The following is a 19855-nucleotide window of genomic DNA, read 5'->3' as shown; positions in this document are numbered from 1 at the left end:
TGAGGGCGATGTTGTCGGTGGGGCCTGTTAGCTTCCCGCCCTATGCGCCTGCTGCACACCTCCGACTGGCACCTGGGCCGGTCCTTCCACCGGGAGGACATGCTCGCCGCCCAGGCGCGGTTCGTCGACCACCTGGTCGAGACCGTGCGCGCGGAGAGTGTCGACGCGGTGCTCATCTCCGGTGACCTGTACGACCGCGCGCTGCCGCCCGTCGACGCCGTCGCCCTGTGCGACGAGGCGCTCCGGCGGCTGGCGGCCGAAAAGGTGCGGGTCATCGCCATCAGCGGCAACCACGACTCCGCCCAGCGGCTCGGCTTCGGCGCCGGGCTGATGTCCGCGGCCGGCGTGCACGTGATCGCCGATCCGCGGCGGGTCGGTGAGCCCGTGCTGCTCGCCGACGGCACGGCGGTGTACGGCATCCCGTATCTCGAGCCCGAGGTCGTGCGCAGCGCGTGGGACCTGTCCGAGCGCGGCCACACCGCCGCGCTCGCCGAGGCGATGCGGCGCGTCCGCGCCGACCTGGCGAAACGCGACGGCCGCTCCGTGGTGCTCGCGCACGCGTTCGTCACCGGGGGAGAGGCCAGCGACAGCGAGCGCGACATCTCCGTCGGCGGCGTCGCCAGCGTGCCGCTGAGCGTGTTCGACGGCGTCGACTACGTCGCCCTCGGCCACCTGCACGGGCGCCAGCGCATGTCCGGCACCGTGCGCTACTCCGGCTCGCCGCTGGCCTATTCGTTCTCCGAGGAGCACCACGTCAAGGGCGGCTGGCTGGTCGATCTCGGCGAGACGGTGACCGCCGAGTTCGTCGAGGCGCCCGTCCCCCGCCGGTCCGCGCGCATTAGCGGGCGGATCGACGACCTGCTGTCCGGCGAGCGCTGGGCGCCGTACGAGGACCACTGGCTCCAGGTCACCCTGACCGATCCCGACCGGCCCGCCGGGGCGATGGAGCGCCTGCGGCGACGGTTCCCGCACACGCTGGCGCTGGTCTTCGAGCCCGAGGGCGGGCCGGCCGCCGACGACCGCGGCTGGGCCGAGCGCATCCGCGACCGCTCCGACCTCGACATCGCCTACGACTTCGTCCGCGAGGTACGCGGCGCGCCCGCCGACGAGGCCGAGCGCGACCTGCTCGGCGAGGCGTTCGAGTGCTGCCAGCTGACGGAGGCGGCGCGATGAGGCTGCACTCGCTGACCATCACCGCCTTCGGCCCGTACGCGGGCACGCAGACGGTCGACTTCGAGGCGCTGTCGGGCGCCGGGCTGTTCCTGATCAACGGTCCGACCGGCGCCGGCAAGACCAGCGTGCTCGACGCGGTCTGCTTCGCCCTGTACGGCCGGGTGCCGAGCGTCCGCAACGACGCCAAGGACCTGCGCAGCCAGCACGCGCCGCCCGACCGGGCGCCCGAGGTCGTGCTCGACGTGACGATCCGCGGCCGGCGTTTCAAGGTCACCCGGTCGCCCAAGTGGGAACGACCGAAACGCCGCGGCCAGGGCACCACCGAGGAGAAGGCCAAGGTCCTGCTCCAGGAGTGGCGCGGCGGCGCGTGGGAGACCTGGTCGACCCGGTTCGACGAGGCCGGCCAGTTCGTCACCGACCTGCTGGGCATGTCGGCGGAGCAGTTCTGCCAGGTGGTGCTGCTGCCGCAGGGCGACTTCGCGGCGTTCCTGCGCGCCGGGGCCGAAGAACGCCGGGGCGTGCTGGAGAAACTGTTCGCGACCGAGGTGTTCGCCCAGGTCGAGACGTGGCTGGCCGAGCGCCGCCGCGAGAGCGGGCGCGCCGCCGACGAGCTGCGCGCGGCCGCCGAGTCGGTCGCCGACCGGGCCGCCGAGGCGGCCGGCGCCGCACGCCCCGAGCTGACGCCGCCCGCCCTGGCGGCCTGGGTGACCGAGCTGTCCGGCCACGTCGCCGACCTCACCGCGGTGACGGCCGCCGAGGCCGCCGACGCCGGCGCCGCGCGCGACGCGGCCCGCGCGCTCCTGGACAACGCCCGCGCCGTCGCCGAGCGGCAGGAGCGGCACGCCGACGCGCTCCGGCGTTCCGCCGGCCTCGCCGAGCGGGCGGCCGAGCGCACCGAGCTGACCGGCCGCCTGCGGGCGGCCGAACGCGCCGGGCGGGTGCTGCCCCGGCTCCAGACCGCCGCCGCGCGGGCCGCCCGGCGCGACGAGGTCGCCGCCGTCGTCACGCGCCGCCGCGCCGCGCTCGGCGGGCTGCTGCCCGACGACGCCGACGCCGACCTCATGCGCAAGGAGGAGCGCGCCCGTCGTGACGAGCTGGTCGAGCTCGCCCAGCGGCGCGAGGACGAGACCCGCCTGACCGCGATCGGCGCCGAGCTGCGCACGCTCACCGACGAGGCCGACGACCTGGAGACCCGCGAGGCGGAGCTGGCGCTGTTCCTGACCGACTCGCCGGCCCACCGCGACCTCCTGCGGGCCCAGCTCGACCAGGCCCGCACCCGTGCCGCCGCCCTGCCGGCGGCCGACGCGGCGGTCGCCGAGGCCACCGCGCGCCTGGAGGCCGCGCGTCGGCGCGACTTCCTCGCGGCGTCGCTCGCCGAGGCCGAGGCGGCCCACCGCGCGGCCGTCGACGAGGCCCAGGCCGCCCGCGACGTCGTCCAGGAGATCCGGCAGGCCCGGCTGGAGGGCATGGCCGCGTCGCTGGCCAAGGAGCTGTCGGAGGGCGAGCCCTGCCGGGTCTGCGGCTCGGCGTCGCACCCGTCACCGGCCCACGCCGAGATCGAAGGGCCCGGCGAGGAGGCCGAGGCGGAGGCCGCCGCCGCGTACGACGCGGCGCTGGCCCGGCGCGAGGAGACCGGCAACACGGTGACGCGGCTGTCCGCCGAGCTCGACGCCGCCTGCGACCAGGCCGGTTCCTCTCCCGAGCCGGAGCTGGCGAGCGCGCTGGCCGCGGCCGAGGAGGATCTGGCCGGCCTCGCGGGCGCCGAGACCGACATCGACCGCATCGAGGACGAGCTGCGGCGCGTCGACGCCGACTTCGACGAGGCCCGCGACCGGCACGGCGAGATCCAGACCGCGCTGGCCGCACTCCAGACGCAGCACAACACGCTCACCGCCGAGGCCGGCCGCCTGCGCGACCGCATCGACGCGGCACGCGGCGACGACCCGACCCTGGAGGCACGCGTCCGGCGGCTCGACCACGAGGCCGCGCTGCTGCGCGACACGGCCGCCGCGACCGAACAGCTCCGTGCCGCCGCCGCCGAGGCCGAGACCGCGTCCGACGAGGCGTCGGCGGCCGCGTCGGCCGAGGGCTTCGACTCGTCCGAGGCCGCACGCGCCGCCGCCCTGGACGACCCCGCCCGCCAGGAGCTGGCACGGCGGGTGAAGGCCTACGACGACGAGGAGGCACGGGTCGCCGCGCTGCTCGACGACCCGTCGCTGCGCGCCGCCGCGGCCGAGCCACCGCCCGACCTGGCCGCCCTGGAGGCCGCGCTCGGCGCCGCCGAGGAGCACCACCAGTCCGTCGCCTCGGCCCGCGACCGCTTCACGGACCGCCGGTCCCGGCTGGTGACGCTGGCCCGCGAGCTGCACGCCCGCGCCGCCGAGTGGCGCCCGGCCGCCGAACACCACGCCCTGGCCGCACGCGTCGCCGCCCTGACCTCCGGCGACCCGACCGCGAACCGCACCCGCATGCGGCTGTCGGCCTACGTCCTGGCCGCCAGACTCGAACAGGTCGTCGCCGCCGCGAACGAACGCCTCGCCCGCATGTCGGGCACCCGCTACTCCCTCGAGCACACGGTCGACAAGGCGGCCGGCTCCCGTGGCCACGGCACCGGCGGCCTGGGCCTGCGCGTCATCGACGGCTGGACCGGCCGCCACCGCGAGCCGGGCACCCTGTCGGGCGGCGAGACGTTCATCACGTCCCTGTCGCTGGCACTGGGCCTGGCGGACGTGGTCACCGCCGAGGCCGGCGGCACCGAGATCGGCACCCTGTTCGTCGACGAGGGCTTCGGCACCCTGGACGAGGACACCCTGGACGAGGTCATGGAGGTCCTCGACGGCCTCCGCGACGGCGGCCGCGCGGTCGGCATCGTCAGCCACGTCGCCGAACTCCGCACCCGCATCCCGGCCCAGCTCCGCGTCGCCAAGACCCGCACCGGCTCCACCCTGACCGTCACGACCTGACCCTGGGGGCGGGCCTGGCCGGTGCGAAGGAGCTTGTCGCCGGTCATACGGATGCCGCCCACTCGCCGGACGGTGTCGCGGGCGGCGGTCCGGCTCCCGGAGATGATCCGTGCGAGGCCGTCCCGAGATCGAGCCCAGGTTCCGCCGGGAGTTCCCGGCGCTCATGGCGCGCAACGACGTGCGGCACCGGCGGCGGTCGATGGACCCACCCGACGCCCCGGAGGACACCTACGAGGCGCCGCCGCTTCGCTCGACGCTGCGGGGAGGCCGAGTTCCTCCGTGGCCTCCCGGGCGGAATCGCGTGCCGGTCCGGGAAACGGCCGCTCAGGCCGTGCCCGGACCCTCGTCGAGAGTAATCCAGAAGCGGTCCTCGTCGCCGTGGGGACGGTCGGGTACTCCGCCGTTGGCGAGGATCACCCGGCGCGACGCCTCGTTGTCCCGGCCGCAGGTGAGGAGTACGCGGTCGAGGCCGAGCCGCCGGCATTCCAGCAGCCCGGCCGAGAGCATCTGAGTCGCGTGGCCGCGTCGGCGCCAGGGAGTGACGACGTGGTACCCCACATGGCCGCCCACCTCGGCGAGTTCCGGTGTGAGCCGGTGCCGGATGATGAGCGTGCCGAGGTAGTCCTGTCCGGCCACGTACCAGAAGCCGGTGCACGGCACGCCCCACCGGAGGAACACACCGCGCCGCTCCGCGACGAACGCGTCGAAGTCCTCGACGGCCGGGGCGAGCCACTCCGTACTTCTCCCTTCCGCCAGGCAGTCGGCTCGCTCGCCGGTGAGGAACGAATCACGTAGGGCCGCCGTCGGCTGGACGAGGCGCGGTGTCTCGGACAGGTCGCTCATCTCCGGTTCGGCCGGCGCGGGACCGTGCCCTCCGCCGGCAGGTGGTCGTTGTGGCGGTCGAAGCCATGGGAAGGGGAGGCGGCCGGTGAAGGACGTGCCCCTGGCGAGCCGTCGGCCGCGGCGGACCTCAGCGCCGGATGATTCCCCGTAGGACCGCGCCCTCCGTCGACAGGTAGTTGTTCCGGTAGTCGAAGCGCGGGCAGTCGGCGAACAGCAGGTACCAGTACTTCATCTGCTCCGCCCACCAGTAGCCCGGAGTCAGGTCGCCGAGTTTGACCGGGGAGGCGGTGACGTCCGTGGCGATCGTCCAGCCGTTCGCCACGCGGGAGGCGCGCTTCTGCCGCAGGTAGTAGTCGTACGCCCGTTCGCGGTAGAGCTCCTTGCCGGTCACCAGCCACAGGTTGAACGCCGCGTCGACGTACTCCGGGCGGAGCTGGTTGCCCGGGTCGGTCGCCTTGCCCGTGCCGTAGTCGTACCCCTCCGGCAGCAGCGGGTACGACGCCAGCACCGACGCCCACGCCGAGTGGTACGCCTCGCCCTCGCGCAGGTGGCCGCTCTGGCCCAGCAGGCCGGCGTAGTAGCTGGTCAGCTCGGACGTCTCGCGTCCGAGGGCCGCGCCGGTCGTCATGTCGGCCCGGTGGAACCACAGCCCACCGTCGAGACGCTCCTCCTCATGCCGCAGTACGGCCCTGGTCAGCGTGTCGTACCAGTGCTTGAGGTCGCGGTCGCGGAACAGGTCCCAGCCGTCCCAGAGGTACTCGAAGAACGAGTCCACCGGCGGGTCGACGCGGGCGCTGGAGTCCGTCCACTCGCCCGTCTCGATGTTGATCTCGGTGCCGACCAGGTCGAGGCCGGAGCGCCGGTCGTACACCGCGCGCAGTGCCTTCTTCGCCGTGTCGAAGTACCGCGAGTCGTGCACCAGCCGCGACAGCGTGCCGAACTCGGCGATGATCGTCCCCACCTCGGCGAGCACGTTGACGTTCCCGGTGATGTCACCCGTGGACGGGTTGACCCGGCGGTACGGCAGGCCGGTGGGGGACTCGGTGAAGCACGGCAGGAGGATGTCGGCGATCGTCCGCGCCTGGTCGAGCAGGGCGCGCTCGCCCGTGCACAGGTACCCCGACAGCAGCCCGCCGACCATCCGGATGTTGGTCTCGAAGACCTGCACGTCGGCGTCGACCCCGGCGAAGTCGAGGTGGTCGCGTACCCACCGGACCCCGTCGGCGAGCTCGTCGTCCAGGCCCATGAAGTAGAGCGTGCCGAGCGCCTCGACGATGCTCAGCCCGACCGGATGCGCCGAGTCGAAGAACTCGCTGTGCCCGCCGCTGACGGGAAGCAGCTGGTCATGGCCCCACGCGTACCGCCGGTAGGACCCCCAGGCGTGCCGCAGCTCGGCCCGCACGTCCTCGGCGACCCGGTGCCAGTCACGGTGCCCGGCCGCGTTCGCCGGGCCGGCCGGGAGACCCGCGACGGCCAGGCCGCCGGCCGCCGTCAGGGTGCCGAGGAACGCTCTGCGCGTGAAGGGGATGGAGGCTCTCATCGCTCACCGCCGAAGTCAGGAGATCATGACAACGTTGTCGTCCTACCATCCGCCGGATCTCCTGGCGATGAGGCTGACCGGTCCCGGCCGAACCGTTGATGTCAGCGGCGGAACCACTCCCGCGCGGCCGGCGTGAGCGACAGCCAGGCGACCGCCGCCGGGAGGGCGAGGAAGACGACCGCGACCGCGATCCCGATGACGTCCTGGACCGCGAGGGCGACGACCAGCACGACGAGCCCGCCGAAGACGAAGAACGCCTGGAGGGAGATCACTGGGACCCACACCCAGTACGCACGGCGCGCCGCGGCGACGGCACACCCGCCCCAGAGCGCGACGACCGGCACGAGGAACAGACCGGCGACGACCGTCTGCCCGACGCCGCTCTGACCATGGGAGCTCCGGTCATGGGCGGTCACGAACATTTCGGCCACGGCGAGTACGAAGAGGGCCGTCTCGAACCACAGTCCCGCGACCGCCCAGCCGACCTTCGCGGGCATGCGTCGCGGTCTGTCGTCAGGGCGCTGAACGGTCATCGGTCTCACAGTTCCTCCTCCAAGTGGGCCGGCAGCACCGTAGACCGCGTGCCCGGGGACCCCTCCCGGCCGACGTCATGACGTTCACGTCAGCCATCCGTAAGGCGTCCTTGATGGACTTACAGGTCTCCCCTGGAGTGACGGCGTCGTCGTTCCGCGCCGGTCCCGGCCGAGATCGGTGTGGCGACGGTCGCCTTCCTCCGCCCGTACGCCACCGGCTTCACCCGTCAGCAGAGGGACGGCACGTCATGACAGCACCAGGGACGGCACCGGCCCGAGTGGGGTACGGGAGTGTCTTCGCGGTCCGTGAGTTCCGTGCGCTGTGGGCCGGTGAGCTGTTCTCCCAGGTGGGGGACCAGTTCGCCAGGGTCGCGCTCGCGGTGCTCGTCTACCAGCGGACGTCCTCGGCCCTGCTCACCGGACTGGTCTACGCCCTCACGTACATCCCGTCGTTCATCGGCGGCGTGCTGCTTGGCGGCCTGGCCGATCGGCACCCGCGGCGCGAGGTCGTCGTCACCGTGGACGTGCTGCGGGCGGTGCTGACCGGGCTCATGGCGATACCCGGCCTTCCGCTGCCGGTCCTCTGCGTGCTGCTCACGGCCATGACCACGCTGGGCGGGCCGTTCAAGGGCGCTCAGCTCGCCCTGCTCGCGGACGTACTGACCGGCGACCGCTACGTGCTGGCGCTGTCGATACGCCACATGACGATCCAGTCCGCCCAGGTCGGCGGCTTTCTCGTCGGAGGTGTCCTGGCGCAGGCCGTCAGCCCGTCCGCCGGGCTCGGCGTGGACGCCCTCAGCTTCGGCGCGGCCGCCCTCCTCGTGCGCTTCGGTGTCCACGCGAGGCCGGCTCCCACCGGGGCGGATGTCGACGGCCCTCCCTCCGGCCGGCGGGCGACCGGCGGCGGGCTCATGATGGTGTTGCGCCATCCCGGGCTGCGCTCGCTCACCGCGTTGAGCTGGCTGGCCGGCTGCTACATCGTCCCCGAGGGGATCGCGGCGCCGTACGCGGACGCGGTCGGCGCCGGTACGGCCGTGACCGTCGGCCTGATCATGGCGAGCGACCCGATCGGCTCCGTCGTCGGTGCGTTCGTCTTCGGGCGATTCGTGCCGGAGCACGCGCGGATCAGGGCCCTCGGACCCATCGCCCTGCTCGCCGGTGTCCCGCTGGCTTTGTGCGCCCTCAGACCGGGGCTCGCCGTCTCCGCACTGCTGTTCGCGATGTCGGGCGCGCTGGCCACGGCGTACCACATGCAGATCGGCGCGTCGTTCGTCCAGCTCGTCCCCGCGTCCAGCAAGGCGGAGGCGCTCGGTGCCATGTCCTCCGGCCTCATCACCGTGCAGGGCCTCGGCGCGCTGGTCGGCGGCGGGCTGTCCGATCTGTTCGGAGCCGCGAACACCGTCGCGATCGCCGGTGTGGCCGGGATCCTGCTCGGCCTCTCTCCTGCGCGGACCTGGATGCGGGAGGCGCGAGCCGTGCGTTCCCCCGACGCCGCGGAGGACATCCGAGAGGAGGTGACACCGATGAGCAGGGATCAGTGAACGAGGTGAGTTAAGCGCGTCGTTCGTCCAGCGTGTCTCCGGCAAGGCGGAAGGGGCCGGTGTCATGTCCTCCGGCGTCATCACCGTGCGGGGCCCCGGCACGCTGGCGGGCGGCGGATCGATCGCCGGTGCGGCCGGATTCCTGCGGGACCTCTCCTCGGCGCGGACATGGATGCGGGAGGCACGGTGAGCGTTCTCGGGAGAGCCACCGCTCGTGCCGCCGAGCAGTTGGGTCTGTTCAAGGGCGCGCGATGGTACCTGCGTGAGGCGCCTCGTACGGGTGCCGCCAAGGCCGAGACCGTCCTCGTCGGAGTCCCCAAGACGGGGCCGCGTCCGCCTGTCGGCGAGGTGCGGTTGCTGGCCCCCGACGATTGGGCGATCCAGAGATCGTTCTCATTGCGGCTCCATGATTACCCGCTGGACTTCAACGTGACTCGCGCCAAGGTTCTCTCCACGACGGAAGCCGAGATCAGGGACGGCTTGCAGAAAATGCCGACTTTCGTGGGGACGCGCGATGGCGCGCCGGTCGCCCGAGTCCGACTTGCCCCTGATGAACCGGGCGTCTTGGAACTCAAGGGTGTGCTGGTGCTGCCGGAAGCGCGTGGCACCGGCATCAGCGATCTCACGGTGCGAACCGCCCTGGAATGGGCTCGCGACCAAGGACACGGCAAGGTCAGACTGTGGGTCCGCGAGAACAACAAGCCGGCGATCGACCTGTATACCCGCACCGGGTTCCGGCCCACGGGAGAGACCAGGCCGCTGGCCCCGGACCCGTCGCTGAACAGTGTCGAAATGATGGTGCGAGTTGGCCGTTGAATTCCTGCGAACCCGAGCGCAATTGCCGTTGCGGCACTAGACCGGGGGCTCCGGCGACGGCGCGGGTACGCGGATCGGGCCGGCGGTGAGCAGGGTCAGCAGGCCCAGGACGCCGCCCGCGCCCGCGACCGCGAACGCTCCGTGCACCCCCGCCGCGTCGCCCGCGACGCCCGCGAGGGCCGAGCCCGCCGCGCTGCCCACGCAGAACGCCGTCACCAGCCACGCAAACGCCTCGGTCACCGTGCCGCGCGGCGCGAGCCCGTCCACCAGCGTGAACGCGCACGCCAGCACCGGAGCGAGGAAGACGCCGCTGAGCATGGCCAGGACCACCATGACCGGCAGCGGCGGCGCCCACATCAGCGGCAGATAACCGGCGGCCAGGCCCGTCATCAGCAGGACCAGCCGCCGGTACGCCGGGCCGGTCCGGGGCCGGCTCCCGTACGTCACGCCGCCGACGAACGCGCCGCCCGCCGTGAGCGCGAGCAGCAGCCCCGAGGCGTACGAGATGTGGCGGGCGTCCGCGTACGTGACGGCGCCGACGCTGATCACGCCGAGGGCGACGCCGACGAAGGTCAGCGTGGCGATGAGCACCCGGATGCCGGGAGAGCGCAGCGGCCCCGCCCAGTGCCCGCCGCCGCCCTCGCCGCGCCAGGCGCGTGAGGGCCGGGAGGAGGTCACGATGAGCGTGCCGGCGACGCCGAGCAGCCCGGTGAGCAGCACCGCGACCTCGTCGGAGAACGCGGCGGCGGCGATGACGATGAGCGGTCCGCAGGTGAACAGCAGCTCCTGTGAGGCGGCGTCCAGCGCGTACGCCGCCTGGACCTCCGCCTCGCCGGGCAGGACCGACGGCCACAGGGCCCGCAGCCCGGCCTCCAGCGGTGGCGTGAAGAACCCGGCCACCAGCACCCCGGCGACCGCGACCGGCAGCGGGCGCAGCCCCACCACCGCGAGCGACGCGAACCCGGCGGCGGCCGCCACCGCGCTCGCCGTCAGGATGCGCGGCTGGCCGAACCGGTCCATCGCCCGCCCGATCGCCGGCTGACCCGCCGCCATCGCCAGCCCGTACAGCGCGGACAGCGCACCCGCGAGGGTGTACCCGCCGCCGTGCGCACGGGCGAACAGGACGATCGCCAGCGGGCCCATGCCGTTGGGCAGCCGGCCGAGGAGCGTGCCGCCGAGCAGGCGTGCGGCGTACGGTCGCCGCAGGAAGTGGAGATAGGTGCGCATGGATTCCCGTCATACGTATTACGGAGGCTTTGACGTCATACGTATCACGTACGACGGCGTGGCTCTACTGTTGACGGGTGTCCAAGAGACCGACCAGCCGCGACGTGGCACGCGTCGCGGGAGTGTCGCAGTCGACCGTGTCGCTCGTCCTCGCCGGGAAGTCCGAGGGCCGGGTCAAACCGGAGACCGGGCGGGCCGTGCGCGAGGCGGCGCGCCGGCTGGGCTACCGGCCCAACCTCGCCGCGCGCAGCCTGCGGCTCGGCCGCACCCGTACGGTGCTGCTCGTCGTGCCCACGCTGACCAGCCCGTTCTTCGGTGCCGTCTACACGGGCGCGGCGCGCGTCGCGAGCGAGCGCGGGTTCGGCGTCGTGGTGCACCCGTGGACCGACGAGGCGGCCCCGGCGCGCAGCCCGGTCGACATCGAGGCCATCGACGGCGTCCTCGCCTCGTCACTCGGCGGTGGCGTCGCGGGCTTCGGCGACGTGCCGCTCGTCGTACTGGACAACGACCCGGCCGACCCGGCGACCTCGGTCAACTTCGACGTGGCCGGCGGCATGCGGGCGGTCGCCCGGCACCTCGCGGACCTCGGACACCGCCGCCTCGGGCACCTCGCCGCCGCCGTCGACACCTGGACCTTCCGCGTACGGGCCGAGGTCCTCACGGAGACGGGCGCCCTGACCGCCCGCGAACACTGCGCGATCGACGTCGCCGCCGCCCGCGAGGCCGCGCTGGCACTGCTGGACCGCCCGGACCGGCCCACGGCCGTGGTCTGCGACGACGACCTGATCGCCGCGGGCGCCTACAAGGCCGCCCGCCACCTCGGCCTGGACGTCCCGCGCGATGTGTCGGTCACCGGCTTCGACGACATCCTCGTCGCCACCGCCCTCGAACCGGAACTGACCACCATCCGCCTGCCGGCCGAACGCCTCGGCGCCCAGGCGATGACCGCCCTCCTCGAACGCCTCGACGGCCAGGCACCGCCGGACGTGTCCCTGCCGGCCGAACTCATCGTCCGCGGCTCCACCGCCCCACCCGCACCCTGACCTACCGCGGCAACGCGTACACGACCGGCCCGCGATCGTCTTCCTCCACCCGCCACACATGCCCGACCTTCGCGTCGACCAGCACCAAGTCGGTACGGGTACGGGTCCGGGGCCGAGATTCACGTTCGTCCGCACGGCCACGCCACCCGCCGTCTGTCACCTTCCGTGGTCATCTGGTCACGCTAGCGATTCTTGTCCCTGCTCGGGGCGGGCCGCCGGTTTTCACCTCCGCGTGGCACGGCAGACTGCGCGGTATGAGTTACGAGGCCGCTGACAACAGGTACGACCAGATCTCCTACCGCCGCACCGGGCGGAGTGGGCTCAAGTTGCCCGCGATCTCCCTCGGGCTGTGGCACAACTTCGGGGACGACAAGCCGATCGAGACGCAGCGGGCCATCCTGCGCCGGGCGTTCGACCTCGGCGTGACCCACTTCGACCTCGCCAACAACTACGGACCCCCGTACGGCTCGGCCGAGAAGAACTTCGGGACGATCTTCGCGCAGGACTTCCGCCCGTACCGGGACGAACTCGTCCTGTCCACCAAGGCCGGGTACGACATGTGGCCCGGCCCGTACGGCGAGTGGGGATCGCGCAAGTACCTCCTCGCGAGCCTCGACCAGTCGCTCAAGCGGATGGGCGTGGAGTACGTCGACATCTTCTACAGCCACCGGTTCGACCCGGACACGCCCCTCGAGGAGACGATGGGCGCGCTGGACCACGCCGTACGGTCGGGCAAGGCGCTGTACGCCGGGATCTCCTCCTACTCCCCGGAGCGTACGGAGGAGGCCGCGGCGATCCTCAAGAGCATGGGCACCCCGCTGCTGATCCACCAGCCCTCGTACTCCATGCTCAACCGCTGGATCGAGGGCGGCCTGCTCGACACGCTGGAGCAGGTGGGCGCCGGCTGCATCGCCTTCTCGCCGCTGGCCCAGGGCATGCTGACCGACAAGTACCTGAACGGCGTCCCCGAGGGGTCGCGGGCCAGCCAGGGCAAGTCGCTGTCGCCCGACCTGCTCACCGACGAGACCCTCGCGCACGTGCGGACGCTCAACGAGATGGCCGGAAAGCGCGGGCAGTCGCTCGCGCAGATGGCGCTCTCCTGGACGCTGCGCGACCCGCGGGTCACGTCCGCGCTGATCGGGGCCAGCAGCGTCGCCCAGCTCGAGGACAGCCTCGGCGCCCTGGACAACCTCGACTTCTCCGACGAGGAACTGGCCGCCATCGACGCCGACGCGGTCGAGGCCGGCATCAACCTCTGGGCCGCCTCCAGCCGCCACTGAGCCGTCAGGGAACTCCGGGGTTTTCCCCGATGCCGGGATCCCGGCCGTCCGGTTACCGTGCCGGTACGGGCCGGGACCCCGGTCTTCTCGCCCCCGGAGGAGTCTCCATGAAGGCCATCGTGCAGGACCGGTACGGAGCGCCCGACGTGCTGGAGTTAACGGACATCGCCACGCCGGAGCCCGGAGAGGGCGAGGTGCTGGTGCGGGTACGCGCGGCGGCGGTGAACGCGGCCGACTGGCACGTCATGCGCGGCGACCCCTACCTCGCGCGGCTCAGCATCGGGCTCACGCGGCCGCGCGCGCGGGTCCGCGGCCAGGACTTCGCCGGTCAGGTGGAGTCCGTCGGTCCGGACGTGACCCGGTTCGCGCCCGGCGACGAGGTGTACGGCAACCTCTCCTGGAGCGAAGGGGCGTTCGCCGAGTACGTCCGCGCCCCGGCCGACCGCGTCGCGGCCAAGCCGGCCCGCCTGACGTACGAGGAGGCGGCCGCACTGCCGCTGGCGGGCATGACCGCCCTCCAGGGCCTGCGTGACGCGGCGGAGGTACGCCCGGGGCAGCGCGTCCTGATCAACGGCGCGTCCGGCGGCGTCGGCCTGTTCGCCGTGCAGCTCGGCAAGGCGTTCGGGGCCGAGGTGACCGGCGTGTGCCGCACGCGCAACGTCGATCTGGTCCGCTCGGCCGGCGCGGACCACGTCATCGACTACACCGAGGACGACTTCACCCGTTCCGGCCGGTCCTACGACGTCGTGTTCGACCTGGTCGCCAACCGCTCGCTGCGGGACCTGCGCCGGACGCTGGCGCCCGGCGGCACGCTCGTGCTCTCCGGCGGCGGTGTCTTCGAGGGCGGCAGCCTGATCGGCCCGATGGGACTGATCATCAGAACGCGGGCGGCGTCCCGTTTCGTGCGCGACCGCCTGATCGTCCTCATGACGAAGCCGGACGGCGCCGGCCTGGCCGCGCTGACGGAACTCGCCGAGGCCGGAAAGATCACCCCGGTCGTCGAGCGCACCTACCCACTGGCCGAGACCCCGGCCGCCATCCGCCACGTCGAGACCGAACACGCGCGAGCCAAGGTCGTCATCACCGTGTGAGCTCCGGGCGGTCAGGTCGCCAGCAGCAGGGTCGTCGCGCCCGCCGCGATGAGGGCGGCCGCCCAGAGGCGGTCGAGGTTGAACCACGCGCGCCGCAGGATGGTCAGGCCCACCACCTCGTAGACGAGAACGGCGATGATCCCCGCGACGGTCAGCATCGCGAGCGTGTGCACGATCGTTACGAAGATCGCCGCGGACACCGCGTCCCCGGCGCCGCCGGTGATCCCGTGGGAGTGGGCGTGGGGGACCGGGATCGAACCGTGGGTGAGTACCGGCAGCAGCATCAGGCCCGCGCCGTGCGCCGACGACATCAGGAACGACCAGCCGGCGAGTTGCCACAGCGACAGCCGCATCCCCACCCAGCGGAAGTGCCGGCTCGACAGCAGCCGCCACAGCCCGAACCCGACGAGCACCACCCCTCCGGCGATCGACACCACGCGGGACGTCAGCACCGACCCGGTCAGCGTCACGATCACGGCGACGACGAACACCGACCCGGCGTGCCCGGCGGCGATCGCCGGCAGCGACTGGAGCACGAGCGCCCGCGACCGTTCCTGCAGCCCGCGGGCGACCGCGAACAGCCAGCCCATCCCGGGATTGAGGCCGTGGAAGGCTCCCAGTGCCACGAGTGCGATCAGCGAGCCGTCCTTCATCGGCCCTCCCGGCTCATGGATAACAGTAGGAGTCCGAGGACGCGTCCCCACCCTGGAGCCGGGTCTGGTGCGGCCGCAGGCCGCGGAAGTCGTCGCCGTTCGGGAAGAAACGCGGGTCGAAGGTGAAGCCGTCGCCCGAGTCGACCTTGGCCATCCACGCTCCGACGCCGTCGGGATAGAACTGGTCGTCCCACGCCCCGTACAGAGAGTTGGTGACGTACACGCGCTTGCCGTCGCGGCTGACCTCGACCATCTGCGGGCCGCCGGCGAGTGGCCGGTCCGGCGCCGACGGGTGCGGGGTGCGGTTCACGATGCCGCCGATCCGCACCGAGCCGGCCTCGACCGGGTGGAACGGGTCGCTCACGTCGTAGCGTTTGAGCTCGCCCGTGCCCCAGCAGGAGACGTACAGGTAGCGGTCGTCCACGGACAGGTCGATGTCGGTGACCAGCGGCGGTACCGCCCCGAACGGCGCGATCACCGGCGGCAGGTCGCCCGTTTCAGCCGGTTCGGCGGGGATCGTGATGACCTTGCGGACCTTGAACTCCTTGCCCTCGCGATACCAGACCCAGACCGAAGCGGACAGGTCCTCGACGTTGACCACGACGCCGGCGAAGCCGTACGTCCTGGTCGGGTCGTGGGCCGGCCGCAGCTCCAGCACCATCTGGTGCTCGTCGCCCAGGTCGACGCGCTGGACGTGGCGCCGCTTGCGCAGGTCCCAGAAGTGCAGCGCGTGGCCGTACTCGCGGCCGAGCAGCAGGTCGGCGTCGACACCGTCCTCGATCATCGACGGCGTGCCCCACTCCGAGGTGACGACCACGTCGTGCGCGATGTGCCACCAGAAGTCGTACGCCAGGTACTGCGGCCCCCGGTCGACCTCCCACCGCCCGAGCACGTCGAACGAGGTGTGGTCCAGCAGCGCGATGCCCCCCGGCCCGTCGCTTCCATTAGCCCCGCCCAGCGCGGACACGTACAACCCCTCCGGCCCGCAGTGCACCGTATGCGGCCGTGAGTAACCCGCCCGCTTGGCCAGCTCGTCCGCCTCCAGGATCTTGGCGATCGTGGGCTTGGCGGGGTCGTCCTTCACGTCGACGATGTAGATGCGTGAGGAGCGCAGCCCCGGCACCACCAGGTAGCGCCGTTCGATGTGCGGGTGCGGCGCGTACGGGCACAGCGCGCTGCTGCAGGCGTTCCAGCCGAAGTGGTGCAGCTCGTCCCCGGTGTAGGGCAGGTCGGTCCAGCCGACCACCGAACCGTACGACGCGGATTCCTCGTCGACGTCGATCACGGCGATGGCGTCGGGCTTCTCGGCCGCGCGATCGAAGGCGACGATGTACGCGAGGGTCTCCGGCGGCGCGTTCACCGCGTCACGGGGGGAGGGGTAGAAGGTCGGGTCGGGCTTCCAGAGGGCCACGCCACACTCCTTCGGCAGGGCGGCATCGTCACGAACCGCGACATGACCAGCGCCGACGCCGTCCTGGCACGTAATCCCGACAAAGCTACTGGGGAATATGCTAGGGGGTCCGAGCATCTGTTGGATCTGGACAGGTCATGGTTCCTCCGGTTTGTACCCGGACACATGCCGGGCCTACCGGAGGACTGGCAAAATCAGCTGCCGTGACCGAACTCGTGCAGCTGCTCACTCCGGAGGGCGAGAGACTCGACCATCCCGACTACCCGCTGGATCTGACCGCAGGTCAGATCCAGGAGCTTTTTCGGGACATGGTCCTCGCGCGGCGGCTCGACACGGAGGCGATGGCCCTGCAACGGCAGGGTGAGCTGGGACTCTGGGTGCCGCTGCTCGGCCAGGAGGCCGCGCAGGTCGGTGCGGCCCGCGCGCTGGCGTCCGCCGACTACGTCTTCCCCAGCTACCGCGAGCACGCCATCGCCATGGTGCGCGGCGTCACGGTCGCCGAGCTGCTGAAGAACTGGCGCGGCGTCGACCACGGCGGGTGGGACGCCGAGAAGGTCCGCATGGCCCTCTACGCGATCGTGATCGGAGCGCAGACGCTCCACGCGGTCGGGTACGCCATGGGCGTGCAGCGCGACGGCGCCGAAGAGGCCGTGCTCGCCTGCTTCGGTGACGGTGCGAGCAGCCAGGGCGACGTCAACGAGGCGTTCGTGTGGGCGGGCGCGCAGAACGCCCCGGTCGTCTTCTTCTGCCAGAACAACCAGTGGGCGATCTCCGCCCGGCTGGAGACCCAGACGCGCGTGCCGCTGTACCGGCGCGGGTTCGGGTACGGCTTCCCCGGCGTGCGCGTCGACGGCAACGACGTGTTCGCCAGCCTGGCGGTGACGCGTACCGCGCTCGAGCGGGCGCGCGCCGGTGAGGGGCCGACGTTGATCGAGGCCTTCACCTACCGGATGAGCGCCCACACCAGCTCCGACGACCCGACCCGCTACCGCACCGGCGCCGAGCTGGAGGCCTGGCGGCTGAAGGACCCGATCGAGCGCGTCCGGGCGTACCTCAGCCGGACCGGCCTGGCCGACGCGGACTTCTTCGCGTCCGTGGACGCCGACGCCGAGGCGCTGGGCCGGCAGGTGCGCGAGGACTGCCGCGCGCTCCCCGACCCGGAGCCGCAGGCGATCTTCGAGCACGTGTACGCCGGCGAGCACGAGCAACTCGCCGAGGAGCGCGCGGCGTACCACGCGTACCTCGACGGCTTCGCCGGCTGAGGAACGCCTTCGGCACCGTTTCGGTGACCTCGGTGTACGCACGCCGTGAGTTCTTGCTTAGGATGTGCTTCCCTCGACATTCGCGGCGGCCCGGCCGTCGGGGCCACCGGGCCGTCGTCACCGGAGGAGGACCGTTGAGCACTCCGAAACCGCCCGACAACCTCGACTTGGCCACGACCGCCCGGGAGATGGCGGACCAGGCGCCGGCCGGGTCGTTCGAGAAGGCCGTCGCCGGATCGGTGGCGGTCACCTGCGCCACCACCCGCACGTACGAAGAGGCGATCGACGTCCTCGGGGGCATTCAGCCCGTCGAGGTACGCCGGCCGGCGATCGAGTTCCTCAAGCGTCTCGCCCTCGCCGAACGGTGACGCGGACGGCGGTGAGCCGTCTCGGCCGTTCGGAAGCTTCTGGCACAAAGTAGACTCCGCACCGTGCCCGAGGTGAAGTTCGAGATACAGATGTTGCACGACCGGGTGATGGTGCGCCCCGACAAGGAGGGCGAGCGCCGCAGCACCGGCGGCATCGTCATCCCCGCGACAGCCGAGATGGCCAACCGCCTCGTCTGGGGTGAGGTGTGCGGCGTCGGCCATCACGTGCGCTCGGTCAAGGTCGGTGACAAGGTCCTGTTCAAGGACGAGGACCAGTTCGAGGTCGAGGTGCAGGGCGCGATGTACCTGGTGATGCGCGAACGCGACCTGCACGCCGTCGCCAGCGAGCGCCCGGAGTACGGCACCGGTCTCTACCTCTGAGCGCTGGGGCCGGTCAGGTCCCGCGCCGGCGGCACAGCGGCCCGCTCCGCCGCGCGTTTCGGCGCGAACGCGCGGGCGAACAGCCGCACGGCCGGCAGCGGCGTACGGCCCCCGGAACTCGGCGAACCCGAACGCGGCCGGTGCGAGCGCCGAGACGATGAGGGCCGCGCCCCGGTCCCGCTGACCGGCCGTCAGCCCGTACGTGAGCGCGCCGGCGCCCAGGGCGAAGGTTATCATTCCGACCAGGTCGAAGCGCGTCCCGGCGGCCCACCGTTCCTTCTCCAGGACCCGCGAGGACAACGCGATCGTGGCGACGACGAGAGGCGCGTCGAGGAAGAAGATCGCCCGCCGGCCCAGGTACGCGGTGACGATGCCGCCGAGCATCGGCCCGGCCGTGGCAGACAGGCCGATCACGGCGCCGAACACGTCCATCGCCCGGCCCAGGTCCGGCCCCGGTAGACGGACCCCGGCCTCGGCTACCGGGAGCCGGACCAACCGGCTCCAGCGCACCCCGGACGCGGCGAGCGCCATCGCGCGGGCGATCGCCGCCCGCCCGGACATCCAGGTCCGGGGAAACGCACCGGCGTTCGACGTCAGGAATCCGTGCCCGACGCGAGCAGCTCCAGGGTGTCGATGAGGCGGTTGGAGAAGCCCCACTCGTTGTCGTACCAGGCCGCCACCTTGACGTGCCGGCCGTCGACGCGGGTGAGCGCGGCGTCGAAGGTCGCCGACGCCGGGTGGCCGGTGATGTCGCTGGAGACCAGCGGCTCGTCGGCGTAGTCGAGGACGCCCTCGAGCCGGCCGTCGGCGGCGGCGCGGTAGGCCGTAAGCACCTCGTCGCGGGTGACCTCGCGCGAGACCGTGGTGTTCAGCTCCACGATCGAGCCGACCGGCACCGGCACGCGGATCGAGTCGCCCGACAGCCTGCCGTCGAGGTTCGGCAGCACCAGGCCGATGGCCTTGGCGGCGCCGGTGGTGGTGGGCACGATGTTCACCCCGGCCGCGCGGGCGCGGCGCAGGTCGCGGTGGGGCCCGTCCTGGAGGTTCTGCTCCTGCGTGTAGGCGTGCACCGTGGTCATGAAGCCGTGCTCGATGCCGGCCAGGTCGTCCAGCACGGATGCCAGCGGAGCCAGCGCGTTGGTGGTGCACGAGGCGTTCGAGACGATCACGTGCTCGGCGGGGTCGTACGCGTCGGTGTTCACGCCGTAGGCGATCGTGACGTCGGCGCCGGCGGACGGGGCGCTCACCAGCACGCGTGCGGCGCCGGCGCGGATGTGCGCGCGGGCGGCGTCCGCCGAGGTGAAGCGGCCGGTCGACTCCAGCACGATGTCGACGCCCAGCTCGGCCCACGGCAGGTCGGCGGGGTCGCGTTCGGCGAGCACCGTGATGCGGCGGCCGTCGACCACGAGCGCGGATCCGTCGATCTCCACGGAACGGCCGAGGCGGCCGAGCGCGCTGTCGTACTTGAGCAGGTGAGCCAGTGTCTCGGGGGCGGTGAGGTCGTTGACGGCGACCACTTCGAGTTTGCTGTCACGCTCCAGCAGGGCCCGGAGCGTGTTGCGTCCGATGCGGCCGAAACCGTTGACGGCGATGCGGGTCATGCGCCCTCCTTCGTCGGAGGGAGTGACCACTGGGGCGTGGCTTTGGATTCCCTCGCTGCGCTCGGTCATGGAGGCTCCTTTCGTCCCGCCCTCCATGCTCGGCACCGCCGCGACCCGCCGAAAGTGGCC

Annotated in this window: 18 protein-coding genes; 11 read left to right on the top strand and 7 right to left on the bottom strand. The window is 72.4% G+C overall.

The window, feature by feature from the left end:
- Positions 1-42 precede the first annotated feature (42 nt).
- Complete coding sequence (locus ACQEV1_RS35885) at positions 43-1173, top strand: exonuclease SbcCD subunit D (RefSeq protein ID WP_433400083.1); 1131 nt, start codon at positions 43-45, stop codon at positions 1171-1173.
- Entirely contained in the window at positions 1170-4136 is a 2967-nt protein-coding gene (locus ACQEV1_RS35880) for an AAA family ATPase (RefSeq protein ID WP_433400080.1), read from the top strand. Before ACQEV1_RS35885 ends, ACQEV1_RS35880 begins: the two co-directional genes overlap by 4 nt.
- 324 nt (positions 4137-4460) lie before the next feature.
- Here the strand turns inward: ACQEV1_RS35880 and ACQEV1_RS35875 are convergent, their stop codons facing one another.
- The 3 genes from ACQEV1_RS35875 to ACQEV1_RS35865 all read right to left on the bottom strand — a co-directional run bounded on the left by ACQEV1_RS35875 (position 4461) and on the right by ACQEV1_RS35865 (position 7016).
- Positions 4461-4979, bottom strand: a complete 519-nt coding sequence (locus ACQEV1_RS35875) for a GNAT family N-acetyltransferase (RefSeq protein WP_433400077.1) — start codon at positions 4977-4979, stop codon at positions 4461-4463.
- Positions 4980-5106: 127 nt separating this feature from the next.
- Positions 5107-6519, bottom strand: a complete 1413-nt coding sequence (locus ACQEV1_RS35870) for a glycoside hydrolase family 47 protein (protein ID WP_433400074.1) — start codon at positions 6517-6519, stop codon at positions 5107-5109.
- 101 nt (positions 6520-6620) lie between these two features.
- On the bottom strand, positions 6621-7016 hold the full coding sequence (locus ACQEV1_RS35865; protein ID WP_285632637.1) for a hypothetical protein: 396 nt from the start codon (positions 7014-7016) through the stop codon (positions 6621-6623).
- Positions 7017-7300: 284 nt separating this feature from the next.
- On the opposite strand from ACQEV1_RS35865, the gene ACQEV1_RS35860 reads away from it, so the two are divergent.
- The 3 genes from ACQEV1_RS35860 to ACQEV1_RS35850 all read left to right on the top strand — a co-directional run bounded on the left by ACQEV1_RS35860 (position 7301) and on the right by ACQEV1_RS35850 (position 9409).
- A complete protein-coding gene (locus tag ACQEV1_RS35860) occupies positions 7301-8593 on the top strand; it encodes an MFS transporter (protein ID WP_433400071.1) in 1293 nt (430 codons plus the stop codon).
- Positions 8594-8657: 64 nt separating this feature from the next.
- Entirely contained in the window at positions 8658-8783 is a 126-nt protein-coding gene (locus ACQEV1_RS35855; protein ID WP_285632643.1) for a hypothetical protein, read from the top strand.
- On the top strand, positions 8780-9409 hold the full coding sequence (locus ACQEV1_RS35850; protein ID WP_433400067.1) for a GNAT family N-acetyltransferase: 630 nt from the start codon (positions 8780-8782) through the stop codon (positions 9407-9409). Before ACQEV1_RS35855 ends, ACQEV1_RS35850 begins: the two co-directional genes overlap by 4 nt.
- Before the next feature lie 36 nt (positions 9410-9445).
- Here the strand turns inward: ACQEV1_RS35850 and ACQEV1_RS35845 are convergent, their stop codons facing one another.
- A complete protein-coding gene (locus ACQEV1_RS35845; RefSeq protein ID WP_285632649.1) occupies positions 9446-10636 on the bottom strand; it encodes an MFS transporter in 1191 nt (396 codons plus the stop codon).
- Positions 10637-10713: 77 nt separating this feature from the next.
- Here ACQEV1_RS35845 and ACQEV1_RS35840 point away from each other — a divergent pair, with 77 nt between their 5' ends.
- The 3 genes from ACQEV1_RS35840 (at position 10714) to ACQEV1_RS35830 (ending at position 14050) form a co-directional block, all read left to right on the top strand.
- Complete coding sequence (locus ACQEV1_RS35840; RefSeq protein WP_285632652.1) at positions 10714-11679, top strand: LacI family DNA-binding transcriptional regulator; 966 nt, start codon at positions 10714-10716, stop codon at positions 11677-11679.
- A 254-nt stretch (positions 11680-11933) separates the two neighbouring features.
- Entirely contained in the window at positions 11934-12959 is a 1026-nt protein-coding gene (gene mgrA / locus ACQEV1_RS35835; protein WP_285632655.1) for an L-glyceraldehyde 3-phosphate reductase, read from the top strand.
- 107 nt (positions 12960-13066) lie between these two features.
- A complete protein-coding gene (locus tag ACQEV1_RS35830) occupies positions 13067-14050 on the top strand; it encodes an NAD(P)-dependent alcohol dehydrogenase (protein WP_433400062.1) in 984 nt (327 codons plus the stop codon).
- 11 nt (positions 14051-14061) lie between these two features.
- On the opposite strand, the gene ACQEV1_RS35825 is transcribed toward ACQEV1_RS35830, so the two are convergent.
- Both ACQEV1_RS35825 and ACQEV1_RS35820 read right to left on the bottom strand, forming a co-directional pair.
- Positions 14062-14703 carry a hypothetical protein gene (locus tag ACQEV1_RS35825; protein ID WP_285576659.1) on the bottom strand — a complete coding sequence of 214 codons (642 nt, stop codon included), beginning with the start codon at positions 14701-14703 and terminating at the stop codon, positions 14062-14064.
- A gap of 13 nt (positions 14704-14716) precedes the next feature.
- Positions 14717-16114 (bottom strand): selenium-binding family protein, encoded by a 1398-nt coding sequence (locus tag ACQEV1_RS35820; protein WP_433400058.1) that lies wholly within the window; start codon positions 16112-16114, stop codon positions 14717-14719.
- A 203-nt stretch (positions 16115-16317) separates the two neighbouring features.
- On the opposite strand from ACQEV1_RS35820, the gene pdhA reads away from it, so the two are divergent.
- The 3 genes from pdhA (at position 16318) to ACQEV1_RS35805 (ending at position 18125) form a co-directional block, all read left to right on the top strand.
- On the top strand, positions 16318-17376 hold the full coding sequence (gene pdhA / locus ACQEV1_RS35815; protein WP_433400055.1) for a pyruvate dehydrogenase (acetyl-transferring) E1 component subunit alpha: 1059 nt from the start codon (positions 16318-16320) through the stop codon (positions 17374-17376).
- Between the two features lie 134 nt (positions 17377-17510).
- Entirely contained in the window at positions 17511-17744 is a 234-nt protein-coding gene (locus ACQEV1_RS35810) for a hypothetical protein (RefSeq protein WP_285576665.1), read from the top strand.
- A 63-nt stretch (positions 17745-17807) separates the two neighbouring features.
- Positions 17808-18125 (top strand): GroES family chaperonin, encoded by a 318-nt coding sequence (locus ACQEV1_RS35805; protein ID WP_285576667.1) that lies wholly within the window; start codon positions 17808-17810, stop codon positions 18123-18125.
- A 593-nt stretch (positions 18126-18718) separates the two neighbouring features.
- On the opposite strand, the gene gap is transcribed toward ACQEV1_RS35805, so the two are convergent.
- A complete protein-coding gene (gene gap, locus ACQEV1_RS35800) occupies positions 18719-19726 on the bottom strand; it encodes a type I glyceraldehyde-3-phosphate dehydrogenase (RefSeq protein ID WP_433400050.1) in 1008 nt (335 codons plus the stop codon).
- Positions 19727-19855 lie beyond the last annotated feature (129 nt).

The sequence above is a fragment of the Actinoallomurus sp. CA-142502 genome (assembly GCF_050936355.1).
Lineage (GTDB): Bacteria > Actinomycetota > Actinomycetes > Streptosporangiales > Streptosporangiaceae > Actinoallomurus > Actinoallomurus iriomotensis.
The sequence above is the reverse complement of the archived record's forward strand: the minus strand, read 5'-3'. Positions and strand labels throughout refer to the sequence as shown.